Annotated in this window: 23 protein-coding genes; 14 read left to right on the top strand and 9 right to left on the bottom strand. The window is 40.1% G+C overall.

Features of this window, described 5'->3' with window-relative positions; translation table 11 throughout:
- Positions 1-198: 198 nt before the first annotated feature.
- Positions 199-2,238 carry a PHP domain-containing protein gene (locus BW139_RS05270; RefSeq protein ID WP_024596479.1) on the bottom strand — a complete coding sequence of 680 codons (2,040 nt, stop codon included), beginning with the start codon at positions 2,236-2,238 and terminating at the stop codon, positions 199-201.
- 766 nt (positions 2,239-3,004) lie between these two features.
- Positions 3,005-4,093, bottom strand: coding sequence for a cell division protein ZapE (zapE, locus tag BW139_RS05265; RefSeq protein ID WP_010390581.1), 1,089 nt, complete (start codon positions 4,091-4,093; stop codon positions 3,005-3,007).
- A 133-nt stretch (positions 4,094-4,226) separates the two neighbouring features.
- Here zapE and BW139_RS05260 point away from each other — a divergent pair, with 133 nt between their 5' ends.
- The 3 genes from BW139_RS05260 (at position 4,227) to BW139_RS05250 (ending at position 7,362) form a co-directional block, all read left to right on the top strand.
- Positions 4,227-4,661 (top strand): YhcB family protein, encoded by a 435-nt coding sequence (locus BW139_RS05260; RefSeq protein WP_010390580.1) that lies wholly within the window; start codon positions 4,227-4,229, stop codon positions 4,659-4,661.
- Between the two features lie 122 nt (positions 4,662-4,783).
- The gene (locus BW139_RS05255) at positions 4,784-6,136 is read left to right on the top strand and encodes a Do family serine endopeptidase (RefSeq protein WP_054202364.1); all 1,353 of its coding nucleotides are present in this window, start codon (positions 4,784-4,786) and stop codon (positions 6,134-6,136) included.
- A 143-nt stretch (positions 6,137-6,279) separates the two neighbouring features.
- On the top strand, positions 6,280-7,362 hold the full coding sequence (locus tag BW139_RS05250) for a trypsin-like peptidase domain-containing protein (protein ID WP_076918911.1): 1,083 nt from the start codon (positions 6,280-6,282) through the stop codon (positions 7,360-7,362).
- Between the two features lie 73 nt (positions 7,363-7,435).
- Here BW139_RS05250 and murA read toward each other — a convergent pair whose 3' ends face one another.
- The 7 genes from murA to BW139_RS05215 are packed head-to-tail and all read right to left on the bottom strand — an operon-like array spanning position 7,436 to position 12,102.
- Positions 7,436-8,695, bottom strand: a complete 1,260-nt coding sequence (gene murA / locus BW139_RS05245) for a UDP-N-acetylglucosamine 1-carboxyvinyltransferase (protein ID WP_076918910.1) — start codon at positions 8,693-8,695, stop codon at positions 7,436-7,438.
- A gap of 14 nt (positions 8,696-8,709) precedes the next feature.
- Positions 8,710-8,967 (bottom strand): BolA family protein, encoded by a 258-nt coding sequence (locus BW139_RS05240; protein ID WP_007378312.1) that lies wholly within the window; start codon positions 8,965-8,967, stop codon positions 8,710-8,712.
- A 5-nt stretch (positions 8,968-8,972) separates the two neighbouring features.
- Positions 8,973-9,266 carry a lipid asymmetry maintenance protein MlaB gene (locus tag BW139_RS05235; RefSeq protein ID WP_076918909.1) on the bottom strand — a complete coding sequence of 98 codons (294 nt, stop codon included), beginning with the start codon at positions 9,264-9,266 and terminating at the stop codon, positions 8,973-8,975.
- Positions 9,259-9,939: a phospholipid-binding protein MlaC gene (locus tag BW139_RS05230; RefSeq protein ID WP_008115538.1), complete on the bottom strand. Its 681-nt coding sequence runs from the start codon at positions 9,937-9,939 to the stop codon at positions 9,259-9,261. Before BW139_RS05230 ends, BW139_RS05235 begins: the two co-directional genes overlap by 8 nt.
- A 5-nt stretch (positions 9,940-9,944) precedes the next feature.
- Positions 9,945-10,493 (bottom strand): outer membrane lipid asymmetry maintenance protein MlaD, encoded by a 549-nt coding sequence (gene mlaD, locus BW139_RS05225; RefSeq protein ID WP_008115537.1) that lies wholly within the window; start codon positions 10,491-10,493, stop codon positions 9,945-9,947.
- A gap of 14 nt (positions 10,494-10,507) precedes the next feature.
- Complete coding sequence (gene mlaE / locus BW139_RS05220) at positions 10,508-11,287, bottom strand: lipid asymmetry maintenance ABC transporter permease subunit MlaE (RefSeq protein ID WP_008115536.1); 780 nt, start codon at positions 11,285-11,287, stop codon at positions 10,508-10,510.
- Positions 11,287-12,102, bottom strand: coding sequence for an ATP-binding cassette domain-containing protein (locus tag BW139_RS05215; protein WP_076918908.1), 816 nt, complete (start codon positions 12,100-12,102; stop codon positions 11,287-11,289). Before BW139_RS05215 ends, mlaE begins: the two co-directional genes overlap by 1 nt.
- A 265-nt stretch (positions 12,103-12,367) precedes the next feature.
- On the opposite strand from BW139_RS05215, the gene BW139_RS05210 reads away from it, so the two are divergent.
- The 11 genes from BW139_RS05210 to BW139_RS05160 all read left to right on the top strand — a co-directional run bounded on the left by BW139_RS05210 (position 12,368) and on the right by BW139_RS05160 (position 20,422).
- Complete coding sequence (locus BW139_RS05210; RefSeq protein ID WP_076918907.1) at positions 12,368-13,336, top strand: calcium/sodium antiporter; 969 nt, start codon at positions 12,368-12,370, stop codon at positions 13,334-13,336.
- A 3-nt stretch (positions 13,337-13,339) separates the two neighbouring features.
- The gene (locus tag BW139_RS05205; protein ID WP_008115530.1) at positions 13,340-14,311 is read left to right on the top strand and encodes a KpsF/GutQ family sugar-phosphate isomerase; all 972 of its coding nucleotides are present in this window, start codon (positions 13,340-13,342) and stop codon (positions 14,309-14,311) included.
- Positions 14,312-14,863: a 3-deoxy-manno-octulosonate-8-phosphatase KdsC gene (gene kdsC / locus BW139_RS05200; protein WP_008115528.1), complete on the top strand. Its 552-nt coding sequence runs from the start codon at positions 14,312-14,314 to the stop codon at positions 14,861-14,863.
- Positions 14,860-15,414, top strand: a complete 555-nt coding sequence (gene lptC, locus BW139_RS05195; RefSeq protein WP_008115526.1) for an LPS export ABC transporter periplasmic protein LptC — start codon at positions 14,860-14,862, stop codon at positions 15,412-15,414. The genes kdsC and lptC overlap by 4 nt, the downstream gene beginning before the upstream one ends.
- Positions 15,404-15,943, top strand: coding sequence for a lipopolysaccharide transport periplasmic protein LptA (lptA, locus tag BW139_RS05190; protein ID WP_008115524.1), 540 nt, complete (start codon positions 15,404-15,406; stop codon positions 15,941-15,943). Before lptC ends, lptA begins: the two co-directional genes overlap by 11 nt.
- Positions 15,940-16,665 carry an LPS export ABC transporter ATP-binding protein gene (gene lptB, locus BW139_RS05185; RefSeq protein WP_076918906.1) on the top strand — a complete coding sequence of 242 codons (726 nt, stop codon included), beginning with the start codon at positions 15,940-15,942 and terminating at the stop codon, positions 16,663-16,665. Before lptA ends, lptB begins: the two co-directional genes overlap by 4 nt.
- A gap of 334 nt (positions 16,666-16,999) precedes the next feature.
- Positions 17,000-18,499, top strand: a complete 1,500-nt coding sequence (locus BW139_RS05180) for an RNA polymerase factor sigma-54 (protein WP_008465110.1) — start codon at positions 17,000-17,002, stop codon at positions 18,497-18,499.
- 26 nt (positions 18,500-18,525) lie between these two features.
- Complete coding sequence (gene hpf, locus BW139_RS05175) at positions 18,526-18,813, top strand: ribosome hibernation promoting factor (protein WP_008115519.1); 288 nt, start codon at positions 18,526-18,528, stop codon at positions 18,811-18,813.
- A gap of 4 nt (positions 18,814-18,817) precedes the next feature.
- Positions 18,818-19,270, top strand: a complete 453-nt coding sequence (gene ptsN, locus BW139_RS05170; RefSeq protein WP_033104262.1) for a PTS IIA-like nitrogen regulatory protein PtsN — start codon at positions 18,818-18,820, stop codon at positions 19,268-19,270.
- A gap of 19 nt (positions 19,271-19,289) precedes the next feature.
- Complete coding sequence (gene rapZ, locus BW139_RS05165) at positions 19,290-20,132, top strand: RNase adapter RapZ (protein WP_008115516.1); 843 nt, start codon at positions 19,290-19,292, stop codon at positions 20,130-20,132.
- 17 nt (positions 20,133-20,149) lie between these two features.
- Complete coding sequence (locus tag BW139_RS05160) at positions 20,150-20,422, top strand: HPr family phosphocarrier protein (protein ID WP_008115514.1); 273 nt, start codon at positions 20,150-20,152, stop codon at positions 20,420-20,422.
- Positions 20,423-20,466 lie beyond the last annotated feature (44 nt).

The following is a 20,466-nucleotide window of genomic DNA, read 5'->3' as shown; positions in this document are numbered from 1 at the left end:
GTTTCTAATTTGATTGCCGCAGAATACGTTGCGCGTTTTAATTTCGTCATTTTTTCACCCAAATTTGTATGCTTATTAGCATAACATTTCTTTCTTAATGGGTGGCCAAATTAACTATGCCACTACAATATGTCCTCCTTAGATATATCATCCAACACTTTCCAAGAATCCCCATCCAAAGAAAACTCTCCTTTGCCATTAACGATCTTCAAGCACTTCATATTCTTTTCTCCTAACTGCATAAGGTTCACGACCTGCTTCTAAACAATCAAGCAGTACTTTATGATTATCAGTTTCCATGCCATCAAGGCCAACTAGTACCTTATCCGTTGGGTAACCTGTATATAAATCATACTCAACTTTTCCATCATTTACCCTCTTGCTTGTATACACAAGATAATCAGGCTTTATTGATGCACCAACGGTACTGTTGTGTGTCACCAGAATTACGGGCATGAAGCCAGACATTTCCTTTATAAGACGATTTACTTTTTTATATAAAAATATGTTGTCAAAAGAAGATTCTGGCTCATCAATCAATAGTAAATCAAATTGACTAGCATCACTTATTTCTTGTAATAATCGATATTCAGATCTCTCCCCGCCTGATACCTGGTACCCAGAAGAATTCAAAATATCGTAGTTAATTTTAACAAACAATTTGTGGTACTCAGTCTCGGCGAGTTCTTCTATTTTTCGTAATTCCTTCAAGTAACTAAAGCCAGTCTCTTCGTACTTAGAGAAGGAGCTAACGAAAGAAATCCTTCGACTTAATACACCACCAACATCACGAGCATTTGTAAATTTGCTTCTTTTTGCTACCTTAGAAAATCCTTGGATATCCTTACGAAGGAACTCAGTGTCTTGTTTTATATTCCGACACAGAGTATTAAATTTCTCGACCCTCTTAAGGTCTAGAGCATGCTTATATAGATTGACATCACTAATTGGAGCTGCGGCTGTATGCATTTTCAACTCACTTTTAATATTGTCTACAAGATCATTAACAAATGATTTCTTGAGTTCCAGGTCTTTATTTTTGTTATGTTCTTTTATTAAATCAACAACCAAATTTTTTAGATTATCATCCGAAACATATCTATTGATAATCTCTCTATACCCAGAGTTATCAGCTAAAACCATAGCCGCATTGATGAGAGTCTTCAATGAATCTAAATCATCAATAGTAAAGCCTGATTCAGTGAATAAATGAGCCTTAGCAAAAGCATCAAGTTTATGCGATTCAGCAGCATGACTCAGTAAAGAATCAACAAAGTCATTAAGCTCTCTATCTGAACGACTAATATCAACATCTCTCATCAAATCAACTGACTCTTTAAATTCCTTTAAATAGTTCTCGGTAATCCTGGATTGACTCGTCGAAAGACTCCTAGAAAAATCCCTTTCATCATCTTCATCTCTCTGTAACAGAGAAAACTGCCTAACATACTTAACTTTTACATCTTCAGTTGTATTCTGCTCCGCAATTAAATTGAGTGTATGTGACTTACCAGTCGAACGTTCGCCTAGAACAACGTTTAAACCTGTAGATAATTTCAAGCCATTATTCAACGCCTCAAAGAATTGATGCCCTTCTTCTTTTGAAAGATGTACTTTATACTTATCTGATAGTGCAAGCTTTAAAGCTTTGAGTGTAATTTCCCCAACATCAATATATGTATGCCTTGGAGGAACAACATTTAATTTATCTTCTACACGTAAGTCACTAAAACATACAGGCACGAGTGCATCTGCATCTTTAATACTGTAAATAAACTTCCTAGGGCTTGTAACCTCACCAGTCATTACATGCTCTCTCAGCTTATTGAGCGTCTCCTCTTTTATTTCTGGGGACTTTTTGTAATGAGGGATCAACAGGTAATTTGAAAGGCTTGTAAAAACTTCATGGAATTCTTCAAATGTAATCGAAGTATATTTATCAGGTATGAGTTCTGTAATCATGTCGCAGCGACTTTTAAAGTCATTTAACTCATTATCTTCAGCTATTACTAAAAGGTGAGTTCCCTCTATATCTACCTCAATTCCTGGAAAGACTTTAACTGCAAGCTGTTGTTGGATTATACGGAACTGCTCTAAATCAAACATATTATGATTAGTAATTGCGATGGCGTCTAATTTAGCCTCTTCTACATACCATTTCATCCGCTCCATACTAAAAGTAAATTTCTTATCGCTCGGTGTACTGACAGTATGTATGTGTAAATCAATTTTTTTCAAAGGCTTTCCATTCCTATTTTATTGAAGTCTTTCAAAGATTAGCATAGAAAATTAGATTTTGAATTAGTCTTTTTAATACGATGAAACCTTTTCGTGCTAGTAAAAAGTTTTTAAATTATCTTAATAATATAATCCAACGGTGTAACTCTTAAAAATGGAAAGTACAAAATCTGGAAAACTACTTTCCAGAACTCAAAAAAGTCCAAATTTCTTTGCGATTTTTCACTTTTTCTGGAAAAGCCTCCTAAACTAGATAATATGTAGGTTTCCAGAGTGTTTCCAGATTTGGATGTACAGAGTATTAGTTTACTATGAGATAAGTTCGAGGTTCGAGAAATAAAAAAACCTTGCGGTTAACATCGCAAGGTTTTTTTATTTAGAAGTTAGGTGTTTTGCTCGAGACCCGCAGCCCGTCGCTCTTTACCTTTCGCTTTGACCTTTAAAAAAGACGCGGAGCATACCCGCTGCAACTTTTACGCGGCGCAAAGCCACGCCTAGGTTTAACCCAAACACTGTGCTTGGCTTAATCTCTGCCTAAAACCTTTGTCTTTAATCTCTTCCTCTGTGGTAAATAATGTTTTAATTTTTTGCACCACGGAGTGCACCGAGGCGCTGCACGCTACACAGAGAAGAAAATCTTGCGCAGAATAAAGCCTCGGGGTTCGAGGTTCGAGAAATAACCAAATTTACGCGGGGTAAACCCGCTGCTACGTAATTTCAACTCGTAGCCCGTTGCTCGCAATCCGTTAATTCTAACCTTCGTATTTTAAGCTAAATGCTCTCGGGCTAAATACTCTAACGATTGCATTTCTTGCAGACGACTAATACAGCGTTTAAATTCAAAGTTTAAATTGCCTTGTGTATACAGCTCGGTAATGGGTTTTTCTGCAGAGATAATTAACGTTACATTACGCTCATAAAATTCATCTACCAACGCAATAAAACGCCTTGCTGCATCATCATTATTTTGCCCAAGCTGTTTCACGTTAGATAAAATCACCGTGTTATATAATCGGCTTATTTCCATGTAATCAACTTGGCTACGGGCCGTTTCACACAGTTCGCTAAACTCAAACATAACGATGCAATCAGACACCTTACGAGTTTTGATCATTCGCCCTTCTATTTCGATTGGGGTGTCTAGTTTACCGACTTCCGGCGAGAGCTTATCAAAATATTCGAATAGGTTTTTATCTGCTTGTTCATCAAGCGGACTATGAAAAATTTCTGCTTGTTCAAGAGTTCGCAATCGGTAATCAACACCTGAATCCACATTAACTATTTCAGTATGCTTGTTCACTAAGGCAATAGCCGGTAAAAAACGGGCACGCTGTAAACCATTGCGGTATAAGTCGTCAGGTACAATATTAGAGGTTGCAACTAACACAATACCGCGAGCGAATAGCGCTTCCATTAAACCACCGAGTAACATGGCATCGGTAATGTCTTGTACAAAAAACTCATCAAAACAGATAATGTCAGTCTCAGCTTTGAAAATATCTGCTACTGTTTCTAAAGGGTTTGCTGTGTTGTTTAATTTTTTAAGCTCATCGTGCACTCGGTGCATAAAGCGGTGAAAATGCACTCGCATTTTTCTATCGCCAGGCAAAGCTTCGTAAAAAGTATCAACTAGGTAAGTTTTACCTCGGCCTACGCCACCCCAAAAGTACAATCCTTTTATAGGTGCGGGTTCAGCTTTATTAAAAAGCTTTGCAAAAAAACCTTTAGATTGCGGTTTTGCTTGTGTTAAATCGTCGTATAAACGCTGTAAATGACGAACTGCATTTTCTTGTGCTGCGTCATGTACAAAGTCATCGCGTTGAAGGTCTTGCTGGTATGTTTGCCAAGGAGTCATATCTATTTACAGTTAAAACACAGTTTAATTTGTAATGCATATTAACACGCATCAATACTCAGGGTATATTAGACTTAGTATGAATTATTATTGAACTAAATATTTTTAGTTATTTTCGCAAAGAGGTGAATTTATGGGTACATTTACATGGGTAGGCTTAGTGATAGTGGTTGCTATTGCTGCATTTTTCGTTGGTGCCTTTGTCACTAAAAAACAATTTAAACAAGATGAGTTAGAGCAACAAGCAGAGCAAGCTAAGCATACTTTAGAGCAGTATCGCCAAGATGTAGCCGACCATTTAGCAAGTACTGGTAAGTTAGTAAACAAAATGAAAGAAAACTACGATCAGTTATTAAGCCATGTTGAAGAAACCAATCAACTGTTACTTGAAGACAGAAATAAAGCCCCTGCTGAACCGTTTTTCTCTAAAGAAACCACAGAGCAGTTACAAGCGTCATTAAAAGAACGTAGCTCAGACCGCTCTAACGCCGATGCTCAACCAGCTGATTATGTGTCGGGTAAATCAGGTTTATTTGCAGGTGATGTGAATACTTCTAAAGCATCTTGATGAACTTTTTTTTGACCCCATAGTCTTTAGATATAACAGCTTTGTTGTTTTATCTTACTAAGATACTTTTTTGAGGCTGCTTATTGCAGCCTTTTGCTTTTTAAGTGGAGTAAACCCTGACTATGAAAATGAAATTATCACTTATCAGTGCTGCTATTTTATCTACTAGCTTATTATTAAGTCCAACCGCCTCGTTTGCTAAGTTGCCGGTTGCCGTTAATGGTCAACAATTACCAACACTTGCCCCTATGCTTGAGCAAATCACCCCTGGCGTAGTGAGTATTCAGGTTTCAGGCTCTAAAGAAGTGCGTCGACGTGGTGACCCACTCGATTTCTTTTTTGGCAACCCCCAGCCACGTAGCCAAAAGCGACAGTTTAGTGGTTTAGGCTCTGGCGTTATTATTGATGCCGATAAAGGCTATGTGGTTACTAACAACCATGTAGTACAAGACGCCGAAAAAATGGTGGTTACCCTCGAAGATGGTCGCGAATATGATGCAACAAAAATTGGTAGCGATAAAGAGTCTGATATTGCGCTACTACAAATAGACGCAGATGAATTAACCGCGGTAAAACTTGCTAACTCAGATGACTTACGTGTCGGTGATTTTGCTGTAGCTATTGGTAACCCGTTTGGTTTAAGCCACACCGTTACCTCAGGTATTGTTAGCGCATTAGGTCGTAGTGGTTTAAATATTGAAGGTTACGAAGATTTCATTCAAACCGATGCCGCGATTAACCAAGGCAACTCAGGTGGCGCTTTAGTTAATTTAAACGGTGAGTTAATTGGTATTAATACCGCTATTTTAGGTGCATCGGGTGGTAATGTGGGGATTGGTTTTGCTATTCCATCAAATATGATGAAAAACCTTGTTGATCAAATTGTAGAGCATGGTGAAGTACGCCGTGGCTCGCTAGGTATTTCAGGCCGCCCTCTTGATGCAGGCCTTGCCAAAGCACAGCAGCTTGATGTTAAACAAGGTGCTTACGTTATGCAGGTACTCGATGATACAGCTGCCAGCAAAGCCGGTATTAAAGCAGGCGATGTGATTATTAGCATTAATGGCAGTGAGATTAGTGGCTTCCATGAACTGCGAAGCAAAATAGCCACCTTAGGTGAAGGCCGTGAAGTGCAGCTAGGAATTTATCGTGACGGTAAAGTTAAAAACGTTGAAGTTACCCTAGATGGCGCATCAGGAATTACCGCTGCCGGCGAAGAGTTACACCCCGCATTCCAAGGTGCAACACTTGAAAATGTGAAGAAAAACAAAATGAAAGGCATTGAGGTAACCTCTGTCGATCCTCGTTCACCATCAGCACGGGTTGGCCTTGAAGAAGGCGATGTTATTGTGCAAGTAAACCGTCAACGGGTAGAAAGCATTCGCGACATGAACCAAATTATCGACGATATTCAAGGTAATATTGTGTTAGGTGTTAAACGCGGACGCGAGTCTATCTTTGTATTAATTCAGTAATAGTATTACCCAAATCACCTCAAGATGCGTAATTCAGCGCTTCACTGAGGCTAAATAAACTCAATAAAAGTAACAGCGGCACTTGCCGCTGTTATTTTTTTTGTGCCATCATAAAGGGATTGCTCACTAACAATAAGAATACCGTGCTTAAACTTCTAAAATTTGTACTTCCTCCTTTATTTGCCGGTTTAGGCATTGCTTTTTTAGTGGTTTTTTTCAGCCCTAACATGCGTACTGCATTACTACCTAATGTTCCCCTGCCCAGTGCGATGACCGCCAGCCATTTGAGCTTTTCTGATGCGGTTAAACGTGCGGCACCATCGGTTGTCACTATTTTTTCAGAAAGCATTTCTAAAGAGCCACGCTACAAGCGCCAAAATACTGTGCAAGAGTTAGGATCTGGGGTGATCATGTCACCCGATGGCTATATATTAACTAACTACCATGTGATCAATAATGCCGATCAAATACTGGTCATCCTTACCGATGGTAGGCGCTTTTTTGATGTGCAACTTATTGGTTTTGATACCATTACCGATTTAGCATTATTAAAAATAAATGCCAACCACCTCCCCGTTATCCCTGTTAATGACAACTACACCACAAGTGTAGGTGATTTGGTGTTAGCAATTGGCAACCCATTAAATTTAGGGCAAACAATTACTCAGGGGATCATTAGCGCCACCGGTAAGCAAAAAATTACTGACAGCCCCTACAATAATTTATTGCAAATGGATGCTGCCATTAACGTGGGCAACTCAGGGGGGGCACTGGTAAATTCTAATGGCGACTTAGTGGGGATAACTTCTGCCCAATTTAAAACCCGTGAGAACTTAAACATTCAGGGAATATTTTTTGCTGTACCTTACACCCTTGCTAAAGAAGTTATGAGTAAGCTTATTCGCCATGGACGAGTTGTACGCGGTTATTTAGGCTTTGAAGGTACCGCAGTAGATAGTACAGGCAAAGAGGTCAATGATAGCCTAACACCCGTTGCAGGCATGCGTATTACCAACTTAGACCCTTTAGGTCCAGCATGGCAAGCGGGTATAGAAGAGCAAGATATTGTGATTAAAATTGCCGGACTTTCTGTGGCTAATCCACAAAATGTATTGAAAAAAATAGGTGGGACCGAGCCAGGTAAAGAAATTGAGTTTGAGCTATACCGTAATGGTGAAATAGAAAAAATAATGGTGAAGGTTGCGGAGCTTGAAACCAAGCTATAAAGCGCTTATTTATACTTTGGCATTAGACATAAAAAACGCGATAGATCATCGCGTTTTTTATGTCTTTAACTAACTAGTTGCTTTTGCGTTTGATGTTAGCACCTAGCGCACTGAGTTTGTCTTCAATACGCTGATAGCCTCTATCTACATGATAAATACGGTCAACAACCGTTTCACCTTGAGCCACAATTCCAGTTAAAATAAGGCTCGCAGATGCTCGTAAATCGGTTGCCATAACCTGCGCACCCGATAAGCTTTGTGTTTCACCACAAAAAGCTGTATTGCCTTCAAGGCGAATATTAGCACCCATACGCTGTAGCTCAGGTACATGCATAAAACGATTTTCAAAAATAGTTTCGGTAATGGTCGCACTGCCATTAGCTACTACATTTAAAGCGGTAAATTGAGCTTGCATGTCGGTTGGAAAACCTGGATGCGGCATAGTTTTAATATTAACCGCTTTAAGCTCTCGGCCACGCATATCAAGATAAATACTGTCATCATGCACTTCTAGTAACGCATTGGTTGCACGTAACTTTTCTATTACCGGCTCAAGTGAATGAAAGTCGGTCATTTTACATAGTACTTCACCACCGGCCATCGCGGCGGCCACTAAAAAGGTACCCGTTTCAATACGATCCGGTAATATGCGGTGTTCACAACCCGATAAACGCTCAACCCCTTCAATCTCAATACGGCTAGAGCCTGCACCGGTAATTTTAGCGCCCATTGCAATTAAGCAATTAGCTAAGTCGATGATTTCAGGCTCGCGCGCTGCATTTTCTAAAACAGTTTTGCCATCTGCAAGCGTTGCCGCCATGAGTAAGTTTTCGGTAGCACCGACACTGATCATTTCCATGAAAATTTCAGCGCCTTTTAAGCGTCCATCTACTTTGGCATTAATATAACCATTTTCCACCGTTATTTGCGCGCCCATGCGCTCTAAACCTTGAATATGAATATCAACTGGGCGTGCACCAATAGCACAGCCACCTGGCAAGGATACTTGTGCCTCACCAAAGCGAGCGACTAAAGGGCCAAGTGCGAGCACTGATGCGCGCATTTGCTTTACTAATTCATAAGGCGCTAACGTACTATTTACCGTTGCACCATCAATAATCAGTGAATCACCTTGCCACTGAACATCAGCGCCTAAGGTTTTTAATAAAGCTTCTGTAGTAATAATATCGCGAAGGCGCGGTACATTAGTAAAGGTACTTTTACCCTCGGGCAATAAGGCTGCAAATAAAATAGGCAGTGCCGCATTTTTAGCGCCAGAAATAGTTACTTCACCAGCCAGCGAAGTGCCACCTTGAATTAAAAATTGATCCATCTAAGGGGCCTTATTTATTGCGGTAAAATGAATTTTTGCTCACGTTTCCACTCAGTCGGAGTAAAAGCGCGGATAGAAACAGCATGAATGGTGCCATCTGAAATAGTATTCATTAATGGGCCATACACTAATTGTTGCTTTTTAACACGACTTAATCCGTCAAAGCATTCACCAACTGCAATTACTTCATAATGACTGCCATTGGCTTTTACATGTACTTCAGCTAACTGAAGCTCGTCGCGTAATAATGTTTCGACTTGACTCGTTTCCATAACTCTCACTCAAATAGGGTTGTAACCTGACCCAACTGCATAAGGTTTTGCAGTTGTTCAGGTGGGTTTTGCAATTCAAGGCGAATGCCTTGCTGCTTAAATTCTGTAAAAGAGTGAATTAACCAAGCTAAGCCGGCTGTGTCAACCCTTGTGACCTCACTTAGGTCAAAATAAAGGGTTTTATGCTTAGTTTGTCGCTTGGTGTTCAGAAGCCGTTCATTGCCAATTGAATTATGAGTCAATTCACCACTGACTCTTAAGTGCTGCTCATCGACTTGGCTGATTGCCAATTTACTCATTTGTGTCGCTGCCTCTAAACTGAACCGGTAACTTACTTTTTTGCTCTAGTAAGTCGCTAACATGGTCAATACCTTGTTGGCGTAAAATACCTTGTAGCTCGCTTTGCTTTGCATCAAGTAAACTAATACCTTCAGCAATCATATCGTAAGCGCGCCATTCACCGCTTCGGTCTTCACGTACTTTAAAATCAATTTTAATGTCGGGTTTACCGGCTTCTACAATTTTGGTTTTTACCACCACCACATCTTTACCTTTAAAAGGTTGCTCAGCAGCAAATTCAACTTGTTGATTAGTGTACTGGGTAAACACACCTGCATAAGTGGCAACTAGGTACTCTCTAAACGCACCAATAAAACGCTGAATATCTTTAATTGCTTTAGCTTTTTCTGCTTTATCGGTAATCGCGCGTACCTTTGACACTTCACTACCTAACACTCTTAGTGCCGCATATTTGTAGTCAATGTAAGGCATCAGTTCTTCTTCAACGATGACCCTTAAATGTTCTTTGTTGGTAGATATTAATGGCTGGTCTTTGGTAATACGCTCAAAAGTATTATCAGCAACCTGACGCACCATTTTATTCGGATCAACCAATTTAACTTCATCGGCATGCACGCTTTGTACTAGCATTAAACTTACCAATGCGACATTTGCTAAAAATGTTTTCAACATAATAATTACTCACTACCTTGGTTGAATAAAAACTGGCCAATTAATTCTTCAAGTACCAATGCCGACTTAGTATCAGTGATTGAATCGCCACTTGCTAATGCTTTGCTTTGCACCCCAAATAAATCGTCAATAGCTTGGTCTTGCGCACTGTTTGCAACATCTTCGCCTAAACAACGTTGTTTAGCTGAATCTGAGGCGATCACAGGGTTAATACCTAAATATTGCTCGCCTAAAATACCCGAGGTTAAAATTGAGATAGAACTGGTGTCTGAAAAACGACATAAATACTGCGCATCAATACTCATGTTCACCACAGGTAAAAACTCTTGCGGGTGCACATAAATTGACTCGACACGACCAATAACAACTCCCCCTACTTTAATAGGCGCGCGAGTTTTTAATGAGCCTATATTTTCAAACTTGGCGTTTAATGTGTAGGTTTCACCTGAGCCGCTAATACCTGAATTGGCCACTTTAAGCGCTAGCATTGAAAACGCCAAAATACCTAGTGCGACAAAAAAACCAACTAAAATTTCTAATTTCCGTGAATTCATTATTTAATACCCTATTAGCTAGTAAACATTACCGCTGTCAAAATAAAGTCAAAACCTAATACCGCCAGTGATGAGTGCACCACTGTTTCTGTTGTTGCCTTGCTGATCCCTTCTGATGTAGGAATACAGTCATACCCTTTATAAAGCGCAATCCAAGTCACAACAATCGCAAATACGATACTTTTAATTAAACCGTTTAGTATATCTTTTTCAAACGACACCTGAGCTTGCATTATTGACCAAAAGCTTCCGGTATCAACGCCTAGCCAATCAACACCCACCAAGTGAGCACCAATAATAGCGACCGCTGAAAAAATTAACGCCAGTAACGGCATACTAATTAAGCCAGCCCAAAATCGCGGCGCAATAATACGTCTAAGCGGGTCGATAGCCATCATCTCTAGCGACGATAACTGCTCGGTGGCTTTCATTAAACCGATTTCAGCCGTTAACGCACTGCCTGCCCTGCCTGCAAATAATAATGCAGTAACCACAGGCCCCAGCTCACGTAACAAGCTAAGCGCCACTAGAGGTCCAAGGCTGTCTTCTGCACCATAATCAACTAAAACGGTATAACCTTGCAGAGCTAAAACCATGCCGATAAATAAGCCCGACACCACAATAATCAACAGCGATTGTGAACCAACCATGTAGAGTTGGCGCACCAGTAGAGGCGTACCTTTTTTAAAATTGGGTAAATGCCATAGCGCACTTGCTAACATTTGCGTTGAACGCCCAAGTGCAGCAAAACGACCCAGTGTTTTATGGCCTATTTTTTGTAGTAAATCCAACATTACTGCGGCTCTCCTAACAGTTCATCTGCATAGGTTTGTGCTGGATAATGAAATGGTACAGGCCCATCTGATAACCCTTTTAAAAATTGTTGCACCAGTGGTGATTCATGCTGACGCATTTCATCTGGCGTGCCACTGCCAATCACACCTTGCTCGGCAATAATAATAACATGGTCGGCAATGCTCATTACTTCATTCACATCATGTGTAACGATCAAAGAAGATAAACCAAGCACTTCATTTAATGACTTAATCAGCTTAACCAACACTCCCATTGAAATGGGATCTTGTCCTGCAAAAGGCTCATCATACATAATAAGTTCAGGATCAAGCGCTATAGAGCGAGCCAAAGCTGCACGACGTGCCATACCACCAGATAACTCTGAAGGCATTAAATCTTTAGCACCACGTAAGCCAACGGCTTGAAGTTTCATTAAAACCACTAGACGGATTAAGTCTTCACTGAGTTGTGTGTGCTCGCGGATAGGAAATGCGATATTGTCAAACACCGACATATCGGTAAATAAAGCACCGCTTTGAAATAACATGCTCATGCGTTTACGTGCCGCGTAGAGTTCTTTACGCGACATGGCGACTATGCTGTCTTTTTTAAATAAAATATCACCGGAGTCAGGTTTGAGCTGGCCACCAATTAAGCGCAGCATCGTGGTTTTGCCAATTCCGCTTGGCCCCATAATGGCAGTAATTTTACCCTCTGGGACATCAAAGCTCATATTTTTATATATGACCCTATCGCCTCTAGAAAAGGTAACATCCTTTACTTCTACTATTGATTGCGACAAGTCGCTCTCCATAACAATATTCTCTCATATTTCTATTTTAAGGGTTTTTTGGTCAAGATGGAAAAAACAATTCGTAAGATTTTGTAATAGCGCCGCCAAAACAGTTATAAGACTGCGATAAATTGACTTAACCGACGCTTAAACAACCAAATCAACTTAGTAAAAAATTATTTTAATAACCGTCTAATGTATTACAGCTTACTCTTTTACTTATACTTTTATGGTGGCTTTTGTTACTATTCGCGCTATCTGAATTTACACTAGCTGGCTTATCACAATGGTTACCTCGTTTGTCATTTTAATTCTCGGTTTTGCAGCTCTCGTATGGAGTGCAGACAGGTTTGTTTATGGTGCAGCTGCACTGGCTAAAAACTTTGGCGTACCAACATTAATAGTAGGTTTAACCGTGGTAGCTATGGGCTCATCGGCGCCTGAAATGATGGTATCCGCTTCAGCTGCTTTGGCTAATAAAACCGATACGGCGGTTGGTAATGCGGTAGGTTCAAATATAACTAACATACTATTAGTATTAGGTATTACAGCGCTTTTAAGACCACTTTCAGTTTCTTCAAGTACACTAAGGCGTGAAATTCCATTGGTATTACTGGTGTCTATCGCCACTTGGTATATTTTTTCAGATAACTACTTTTCGTTTTTTGAAGGCGCAGCCTTACTGTTTGGTTTTGTTGTTTTTATTGGTGGGCTTATTTTTGTCTCACTGCGAGCAAAAAACCAAGACGACCCCTTTGTTAGCGAAGCCTGTGATGAAGTACCTGACAACGTACCAACCAAAAAAGCCGTTTTTTGGCTGGTAGTGGGTATAATTTTACTGCCGGTTAGTTCACACTTTTTAGTTGGCTCAGCCGTCGATATTGCTAAATACTTTGGCCTAAGTGACTTAGTAATTGGTTTAACCATAATAGCCATAGGTACCAGCTTACCTGAACTTGCAGCCTCTATTGCGGGTGTTCTTAAAAATGAAGATGACCTAGCACTGGGTAACATTGTTGGCTCAAATATCTTTAATATTTTAGCGGTATTACCGCTGGCAGGATTAATTAACCCATCGGTTATTGACGCATCAGTAGCTAACCGTGATGTTATCATTATGATAGGTGCAACCTTGGCACTTATTGCTATGTCATTGAACTTTAGAGGTCAAAGACGTATCAATAGACTAGAAGGTGGCTTGCTCATCGTCGCATTTATGATTTACCAAGGTTATATTTTTAGTCAAGTAGGGTGATCCATGGCAACGCTAAATTTTATTCAACAAGGCTTACGCGTCCTTGATATAGAACGCCAAGCACTCAACGATATCGCACAATACGTTAATGAAAGCTTTAACCAAGCGTGTCAATTAATGTATGACTGCTCAGGCCGTATAATTGTTATTGGCATGGGTAAATCGGGCCATATCGGTAATAAAATAGCAGCCACTTTAGCGAGTACTGGTAGCCCCGCATTTTTTGTTCACCCTGGTGAAGCGAGTCATGGTGATTTAGGTATGATCACCGCCAGTGATGTAGTTATGCTTATTTCTAACTCTGGCGAAACCAGTGAAGTGCTTAATATTATTCCGGTATTAAAACGCATTGGCGCTAAAATGATTGCTATGACAGGTAACGAAACGTCAACTATGGCAACATTGGCAAATGTGCATGTGTGTATTAAAGTTGAACAAGAAGCCTGCTCATTAGGCCTAGCGCCAACGGCAAGTACCACGGCAACACTCGCTATGGGTGATGCAATGGCAGTCGCATTATTGGAAGCCCGTGGCTTTACCGCAGATGATTTTGCACTGTCGCATCCAGGTGGCAGTTTAGGCAAACGCTTACTGTTAACCTTAAAAGATGTAATGCACAGCGGTATTCACACGCCTATTATTAATGAAACGCAAACCATTAAAGACGCCCTAATTGAAATGTCAGCCAAAGGGCTTGGCATGACCGCTATTATAGATGGTAACCAACAATTATCTGGTTTGTTTACCGATGGTGATTTACGTCGTATTTTAGAGCAACGTGTTGATATACACAGCACAGAAATTAATGTTGTGATGACTAAATCATGCACAACAGCCACACAAGACATGCTCGCGGCTGAAGCACTGAACATTATGGAACAAAAACGTATTAATGGTTTAATTGTGATTAATGAGCATAATCAGCCCATTGGCGCACTAAATATGCAAGACTTACTAAAAGCGGGAGTGCTATAAATGCAGTTTGAAGATCTTTACCAACCGTTAAGTGATGATGCAAAAGCGCGCGCCAAAAAAATAAAATTATTAATTTGCGACATTGATGGTGTGTTTTCTGATGGGCGTATTTATCTTGGCAACCAAGGTGAAGAGCTCAAAGCATTTAATACCAAAGACGGATTTGGCATTAAAGCCCTTATTAATAGTGGTTTTGAAGTTGCCGTGATCACAGGTCGTCACTCACAAATAGTTCAACAACGTATGAGTAGCTTAACCGTACAACATATATACCAAGGCCAAGAAGACAAACTCATCGCCTATCAAGAATTAAAACAAAAATTAGCGCTTAGCGATGAGCAAATTGCCTACATAGGCGACGATGGCCCTGATATGCCGGTAATGGAAAAAGTCGGGTTTGCAGTAGCCGTGAACGACGCCCACCCGCTGATTAAACGCTTATCGCATTATGTTACTCAGCTGCCTGGCGGCTTTGGCGCAGTGAGAGAACTAACAGACTTACTAATGCTTGAAAACAATAAGCCACTTACCAGCCAAGGAACCAGTTCATGAATGTAGCGCGCATTATACTGAGCGTTTTATTCATAAGCTGTATGGTTTGGCTTTGGTATCCTTACTTTACTCAAGTAGATATTGTTGCGGATGAACAAACTCAAGTTATTGCTAAACCCGATTATACCGCGATTGAGCTAAAACAAACCGCTTATAATGATCAAGGTAAAGTAAGCCATAAAGTGACTGCGGTAAAAATGGAGTTATATCAACAACTCGGTTTTACCTTTTTTGAAAAACCTATATTTACGTTATATAACGAACAGCAAACATGGCGTATTAACGCTGATGAAGCCACCCTCTACGACGATCGGCAACTGGTGTTAGAGGGTAATGTGAAAGCGCTAAATTTAGTCGATAACGCCATGATCGATACGATCACAGCCGATAGCATCAATGTAGATATAAAACTACTGACTATGCAGTCACAGCAGCCAGTCGTTATTACAGGACCTAATTTAAAAATCATCGGTAAAGGCCTTGAAGCCGATTTAAAAACCGAAGTGATTAAACTTATTAACCATACGCGAACCCTATATTATGACCAATAACCTATTTAAAATTTTAATTGTTCCTTCACTACTGATTGCATTTCATAGCCATGCAGAGGAAACCGTTGAAGCCCCTGCGGCTAATCAAATTTCAATTAGTGCTGACAGACAGGAAGGTCAATTAAAAGAAAACGTGGGCATTTTTGAGAAAAATGTTGAAATTATTCATGGTAATCGCCGCATTACCGCCGATCGTTTAGAAGTACATAAACGTGATGACTTAGGCGAGAATAAGCAACTTTTAATTGCCACAGGTAGCCCTGCTTACTTTGAAGAAACACAAGCTGATGGCACCATCATGAGCGCCAGTGCCAATGAAGTTCGCTATGATGTATCGCAACGTTTTTTAACCTTAATCGGTGATGCCAGTATCGCTCAAGCAGGTCAAAAAATTACCGCTAAAAGTATCACCTACGATATAGAGCAGCAGTTGATTAGCGCAGAAAAAGATGAAAATTCAACCGATCGTGTACACACCATTTTGGTGCCTGTTGAAAACAAAAAAGAAGACGATAAAGGCCAACCATGAGCACATTAAAAGCAGAGCTATTAGCAAAAAGCTATAAAGGCCGTGAAGTGGTGAAAAATGTTGGCCTAGAAGTCGAAGCTGGCAGTATTGTCGGTTTACTTGGCCCCAATGGCGCAGGTAAAACCACTACCTTTTACATGATTGTAGGCCTTGTACCGAGCGATAAAGGTAAAATATCAATAGATGATCAAGATATCACTTTATTACCTATGCATAGCCGAGCTCGCTTAGGGATTGGTTACTTACCACAAGAATCATCGATTTTTAGAAAGCTGACGGTTTACCAAAACTTAATGGCTATTTTAGAAACACGTAAAGAGCTTAATAAACAACAGCGTGAAGATACCTTAAATAATTTACTTGATGAATTTAGTATTCAACATATTCGTGAAAGCCAAGGTATGGCCCTATCAGGCGGTGAACGTCGCCGCGTTGAAATTGCCCGGGCATTAGCAGCAAACCCTAAATTTATACTATTAGACGAACCCTTTGCAGGGGTTGATCCTATCTCTGTATTAGATATTAAAAAGATTATAGAGCACCTTAAGAATCGAGGGATTGGCGTATTGATCACAGATCACAACGTACGCGAAACACTTGATGTTTGTGAAAAAGCCTACATAGTTTCTCATGGGGAGTTAATTGCATCAGGCACTCCAGATTACGTATTAAACGATAAAACAGTACGCGATGTTTATTTGGGCGAGCAGTTCAAGCTCTAATATTTGTGTTATTCCACTAAGCATCTGCTAAGATTAATTATACTTAGGTCTGTTGACCTTTTAAGGTTGAATTTGCAGCAGTCTGTTTGGTATTTAGGCAAGGCAGAGCCTATGTGATGTGGTATTCCCCATAAATAGGCGATAACGCAGCATCAATGCCAAACAGGCGCTGCCCTTCGGGTTCTGCCTAGGGACGATTTACTTTTTGTTGCTCGGTTTTGACTTAGCCCACTAGGTTACAAACCTCGCGCCGCGATTAAACCGCCCCTAGTTTGAACAAATTTTAATCCGTAAAGGTCAACAGACCGTAATTTAAAAGGATTGTTAGAGATAAATGAGGCAATCATTACAGCTGCGCATGGGCCAGCAACTTACAATGACTCCACAGTTGCAACAAGCAATTCGCTTATTGCAGCTCAGTACATTGGATCTCCAGCAAGAAATTCAAGAAGCGCTCGATAGCAATCCCTTGCTTGAAGTTGAAGAACAAGATTACAGCGAAGATGCTGCGGGTAAAAACGAACAAAAAGCCGATAACGATGAATCAACGCTAAGTGCTTCAGCTGACGAAAAACCTAGCGAGTATGAGCAAGACAGCGGCGAAGCCATGAGCAAAGACACCATTAGCGATGATATGGCAATGGATGTTACATGGGATGAATACATGAGCGCAGCACCTGCCTCTTCATCGGGACCGATGCCTGAAGATGAATCAATTTATCAAGGCTCTTCAACTGAAACGCTGCATGAATATTTAATGTGGCAATTGCAACTGACGCCATTTAGTCCTACAGATGAAGCGATTGCGATTGCAATAGTAGAAGCCGTGGACGACTCAGGTATTTTAACCCTTAGCTGTGAAGAAATTTTAGAAAGCTTTAATCAAGAAAACGACGACGAAGATGAAGTTGAACTTGATGAAATAGAAGCGGTATTAAAGCGTATTCAATTATTTGATCCAGTAGGAATAGCCGCGCGTAGTTTACAAGAGTGTTTGTGTATTCAACTTAATCAATTTGATAAAGACACGCCTTTTTTAAACGAAACAAAAATGATTTTAACCGATCATATTGATTTGCTGGCTGCACGTGATTATCGCACGTTAATGAAAAAAACTAAGCTCAAAGAAGATGAGCTTAAAGAGATCATGACGTTAATTCATACCCTTAGCCCAAAACCGGCAGACACTATTGTCAGAGAAGAGTCAGAGTATGTTATTCCTGATGTGTCGGTTAAAAAAATTAAAGGGCGTTGGGTGGTTGAACTAAACCCTGATAGCATGCCTAAAATTAGGGTAAACAGCCAATATGCGGCTATGTCACGTACTGTTAAATCAAGTGGTGATAGCCAGTTTATTCGCTCACACTTGCAAGAAGCAAAATGGTTTATAAAAAGTCTAGAAAGTAGAAACGACACGCTACTTAAAGTAACTAACTGTATTGTGCAACAGCAACAGGCCTTTTTTGAACATGGTCCTGAGGCGATGAAGCCTATGGTGCTTAATGATGTGGCAGAAATGGTAGAAATGCACGAATCGACTATTTCGCGTGTTACTACGCAAAAATACATGCATACACCACGGGGTATTTTTGAGCTTAAATATTTCTTTTCAAGCCATGTAAGCACTGAAAACGGTGGCGAATGTTCATCAACAGCAATTCGCGCATTAATTAAAAAATTAATCGCGGCAGAAAACTCAGCTAAACCATTGAGTGATAGTAAAATTGCAGATATATTGGCAGAGCAAGGAATTAAAGTAGCAAGGAGAACTATTGCAAAATATCGCGAATCTCTAGCTATTCCCCCGTCGAATCAACGAAAAAGTTTGATTTAAGGCGTACAACAAAGAGGAAAATGTTTATGCAACTGAACTTAACTGGTCGCCATGTAGATATTACTGACTCGCTTAGAGACTACGTAAATAGTAAATTTGCAAAGCTGCAGAGGCACACTGATCACATAACGAATGTGCATGTTATTCTCGATGTAGAAAAACTAAACCAAAAAGCTGAAGCAACCGTTCATGTTAGTGGCGCTGAAATTTTTGCCTCTACTGAACATCAAGATATGTATGCCGCTATAGACTCGCTGATTGACAAGCTAGATCGTCAAGTAATTAAACACAAAGAGAAACTTGCTCGACACTAACACTATGAAACTAAGCTCACTTATCTGTCAGGACTGCAGTAAAGCTGCGGTCCTTTTTAATAGTAAAAAAAGAATTTTAGAATTTATCAGTGAATTGGCTCACAATAAACTGCCCTATTTAACCCAACAAGATATTCTCAACGCGTTAACCGCTAGAGAAAAGCTAGGGAGCACAGGTATAGGCCGAGGAATTGCAATTCCACATGGTCGTATGAGTGGTGCACAAGAGCCTCTTGCACTTATACTGGTGAGCGAAACGGCTATTAATTTTGATGCGATAGATAACCGACCGGTCGACATTTTTGTTGCCTTAATTGTCCCCGACGGTGACAATCAACAGCATTTAAAGACCTTAGCTACCATTGCAGATAAGCTCAACGATAAAGAATTTTGTAAGCAATTACGGGCGGCAAAATCCGACAATGAGCTGTACCAAGTCATTGTCAGTCAACCGTAGTAACAATAAAGGGTGATAAATGGAATTAATAATTATAAGTGGTCGCTCAGGTTCTGGTAAATCTGTTGCGTTACGGGTTGTTGAGGATTTAGGTTATTATTGTGTAGATAATATTCCTTTAAATTTATTACCATCTCTTGTTCGAAGTGTTTCCGACAGCTACAACAAAATTGCCGTAAGTGTTGATGTGCGTAACTTACCTAAAGAGCAGCAACAGTTTAATGAAATCATTGAATATTTACCTGGTTTCACTAAACCAACGGTGTTTTATTTAGACAGTGACGATCAAACATTAATTAAACGCTTTTCGGAAACTAGGCGTCTTCACCCTCTTTCTATTGATTCTCTACCGCTTGATTTAGCAATAAAAAAAGAAAAACAACTACTGGATGTTTTGATCAATCATGCTGATCATATGATTGATACCACTGATTTAAGTGTGCATCAGCTGGCTGAGTCTATCCGTGAAAAAATACTCGGTAAAAAAGACAAACAACTGATCATTACCTTTGAGTCATTTGGTTTTAAGCACGGTATACCCAAAGAAGCAGATTACGTATTCGATGCCCGATTTTTACCAAACCCGCATTGGGAGCCTGAACTTAAGCCACTCACAGGGCTAGATCAACCGGTAAAAGACTACCTAGCCAGCCACAGCATAGTACAAAAATTTACATGGCAAATTCAAACCTTTGTACAAACATGGTTGCCGCATTTAGAAAGAAATAACCGCAGCTATTTGACCATAGCCATAGGTTGTACTGGTGGACAACACCGTTCTGTTTACTTAGCGCAAACTATAGGTGAAAGTTTTGCAATGAGTCATCCTAATGTAAAAATTCGTCACAGAGAACAAGAATAACATCAAAGAGAATAGTAATGCGGTTAGAAAACACATTTTTAATAAAAAACAAATTAGGCCTGCATGCCAGAGCGGCAACAGTACTGGCACAGCTTTCTGTGCAATTTGATGCCTCAATCACTTTATTTCAAGACGATAAACAAGCCGCTGGCGATAGTGTATTAGCACTTATGTTACTAGAGAGCAGTCAAGGCAAAGAAGTGAAGGTAGTATGTGAAGGCCCTGACGCAGAACCTGCACTTAATGCAATTGGTGAGCTCATTGACCAACGATTTAATGAGCAAGAATAAAATAGTTCATCATTAAATCATCATCCTAAGCTAAGGTTAATAGT

The organism is Pseudoalteromonas sp. SK18, from assembly GCF_001974855.1.
In the GTDB taxonomy this organism is placed as follows: Bacteria; Pseudomonadota; Gammaproteobacteria; order Enterobacterales; family Alteromonadaceae; genus Pseudoalteromonas.
This window is presented reverse-complemented; position numbering and strand designations above follow the sequence as displayed.

Bases quoted from the DNA above. Each gene is read 5' to 3' on its own strand.
- zapE (WP_010390581.1), bottom strand. From the start codon at position 4,093: ATGACTCCTTGGCAAACATACCAGCAAGACCTTCAACGCGATGACTTT.
- BW139_RS05260 (WP_010390580.1), top strand. From the start codon at position 4,227: ATGGGTACATTTACATGGGTAGGCTTAGTGATAGTGGTTGCTATTGCT.
- BW139_RS05255 (WP_054202364.1), top strand. From the start codon at position 4,784: ATGAAAATGAAATTATCACTTATCAGTGCTGCTATTTTATCTACTAGC.
- murA (WP_076918910.1), bottom strand. From the start codon at position 8,695: ATGGATCAATTTTTAATTCAAGGTGGCACTTCGCTGGCTGGTGAAGTA.
- BW139_RS05240 (WP_007378312.1), bottom strand. From the start codon at position 8,967: ATGGAAACGAGTCAAGTCGAAACATTATTACGCGACGAGCTTCAGTTA.
- BW139_RS05235 (WP_076918909.1), bottom strand. From the start codon at position 9,266: ATGAGTAAATTGGCAATCAGCCAAGTCGATGAGCAGCACTTAAGAGTC.
- BW139_RS05230 (WP_008115538.1), bottom strand. From the start codon at position 9,939: ATGTTGAAAACATTTTTAGCAAATGTCGCATTGGTAAGTTTAATGCTA.
- mlaD (WP_008115537.1), bottom strand. From the start codon at position 10,493: ATGAATTCACGGAAATTAGAAATTTTAGTTGGTTTTTTTGTCGCACTA.
- mlaE (WP_008115536.1), bottom strand. From the start codon at position 11,287: ATGTTGGATTTACTACAAAAAATAGGCCATAAAACACTGGGTCGTTTT.
- BW139_RS05215 (WP_076918908.1), bottom strand. From the start codon at position 12,102: ATGGAGAGCGACTTGTCGCAATCAATAGTAGAAGTAAAGGATGTTACC.
- BW139_RS05210 (WP_076918907.1), top strand. From the start codon at position 12,368: ATGGTTACCTCGTTTGTCATTTTAATTCTCGGTTTTGCAGCTCTCGTA.
- BW139_RS05205 (WP_008115530.1), top strand. From the start codon at position 13,340: ATGGCAACGCTAAATTTTATTCAACAAGGCTTACGCGTCCTTGATATA.
- kdsC (WP_008115528.1), top strand. From the start codon at position 14,312: ATGCAGTTTGAAGATCTTTACCAACCGTTAAGTGATGATGCAAAAGCG.
- lptC (WP_008115526.1), top strand. From the start codon at position 14,860: ATGAATGTAGCGCGCATTATACTGAGCGTTTTATTCATAAGCTGTATG.
- lptA (WP_008115524.1), top strand. From the start codon at position 15,404: ATGACCAATAACCTATTTAAAATTTTAATTGTTCCTTCACTACTGATT.
- lptB (WP_076918906.1), top strand. From the start codon at position 15,940: ATGAGCACATTAAAAGCAGAGCTATTAGCAAAAAGCTATAAAGGCCGT.
- BW139_RS05180 (WP_008465110.1), top strand. From the start codon at position 17,000: ATGAGGCAATCATTACAGCTGCGCATGGGCCAGCAACTTACAATGACT.
- hpf (WP_008115519.1), top strand. From the start codon at position 18,526: ATGCAACTGAACTTAACTGGTCGCCATGTAGATATTACTGACTCGCTT.
- ptsN (WP_033104262.1), top strand. From the start codon at position 18,818: ATGAAACTAAGCTCACTTATCTGTCAGGACTGCAGTAAAGCTGCGGTC.
- rapZ (WP_008115516.1), top strand. From the start codon at position 19,290: ATGGAATTAATAATTATAAGTGGTCGCTCAGGTTCTGGTAAATCTGTT.
- BW139_RS05160 (WP_008115514.1), top strand. From the start codon at position 20,150: ATGCGGTTAGAAAACACATTTTTAATAAAAAACAAATTAGGCCTGCAT.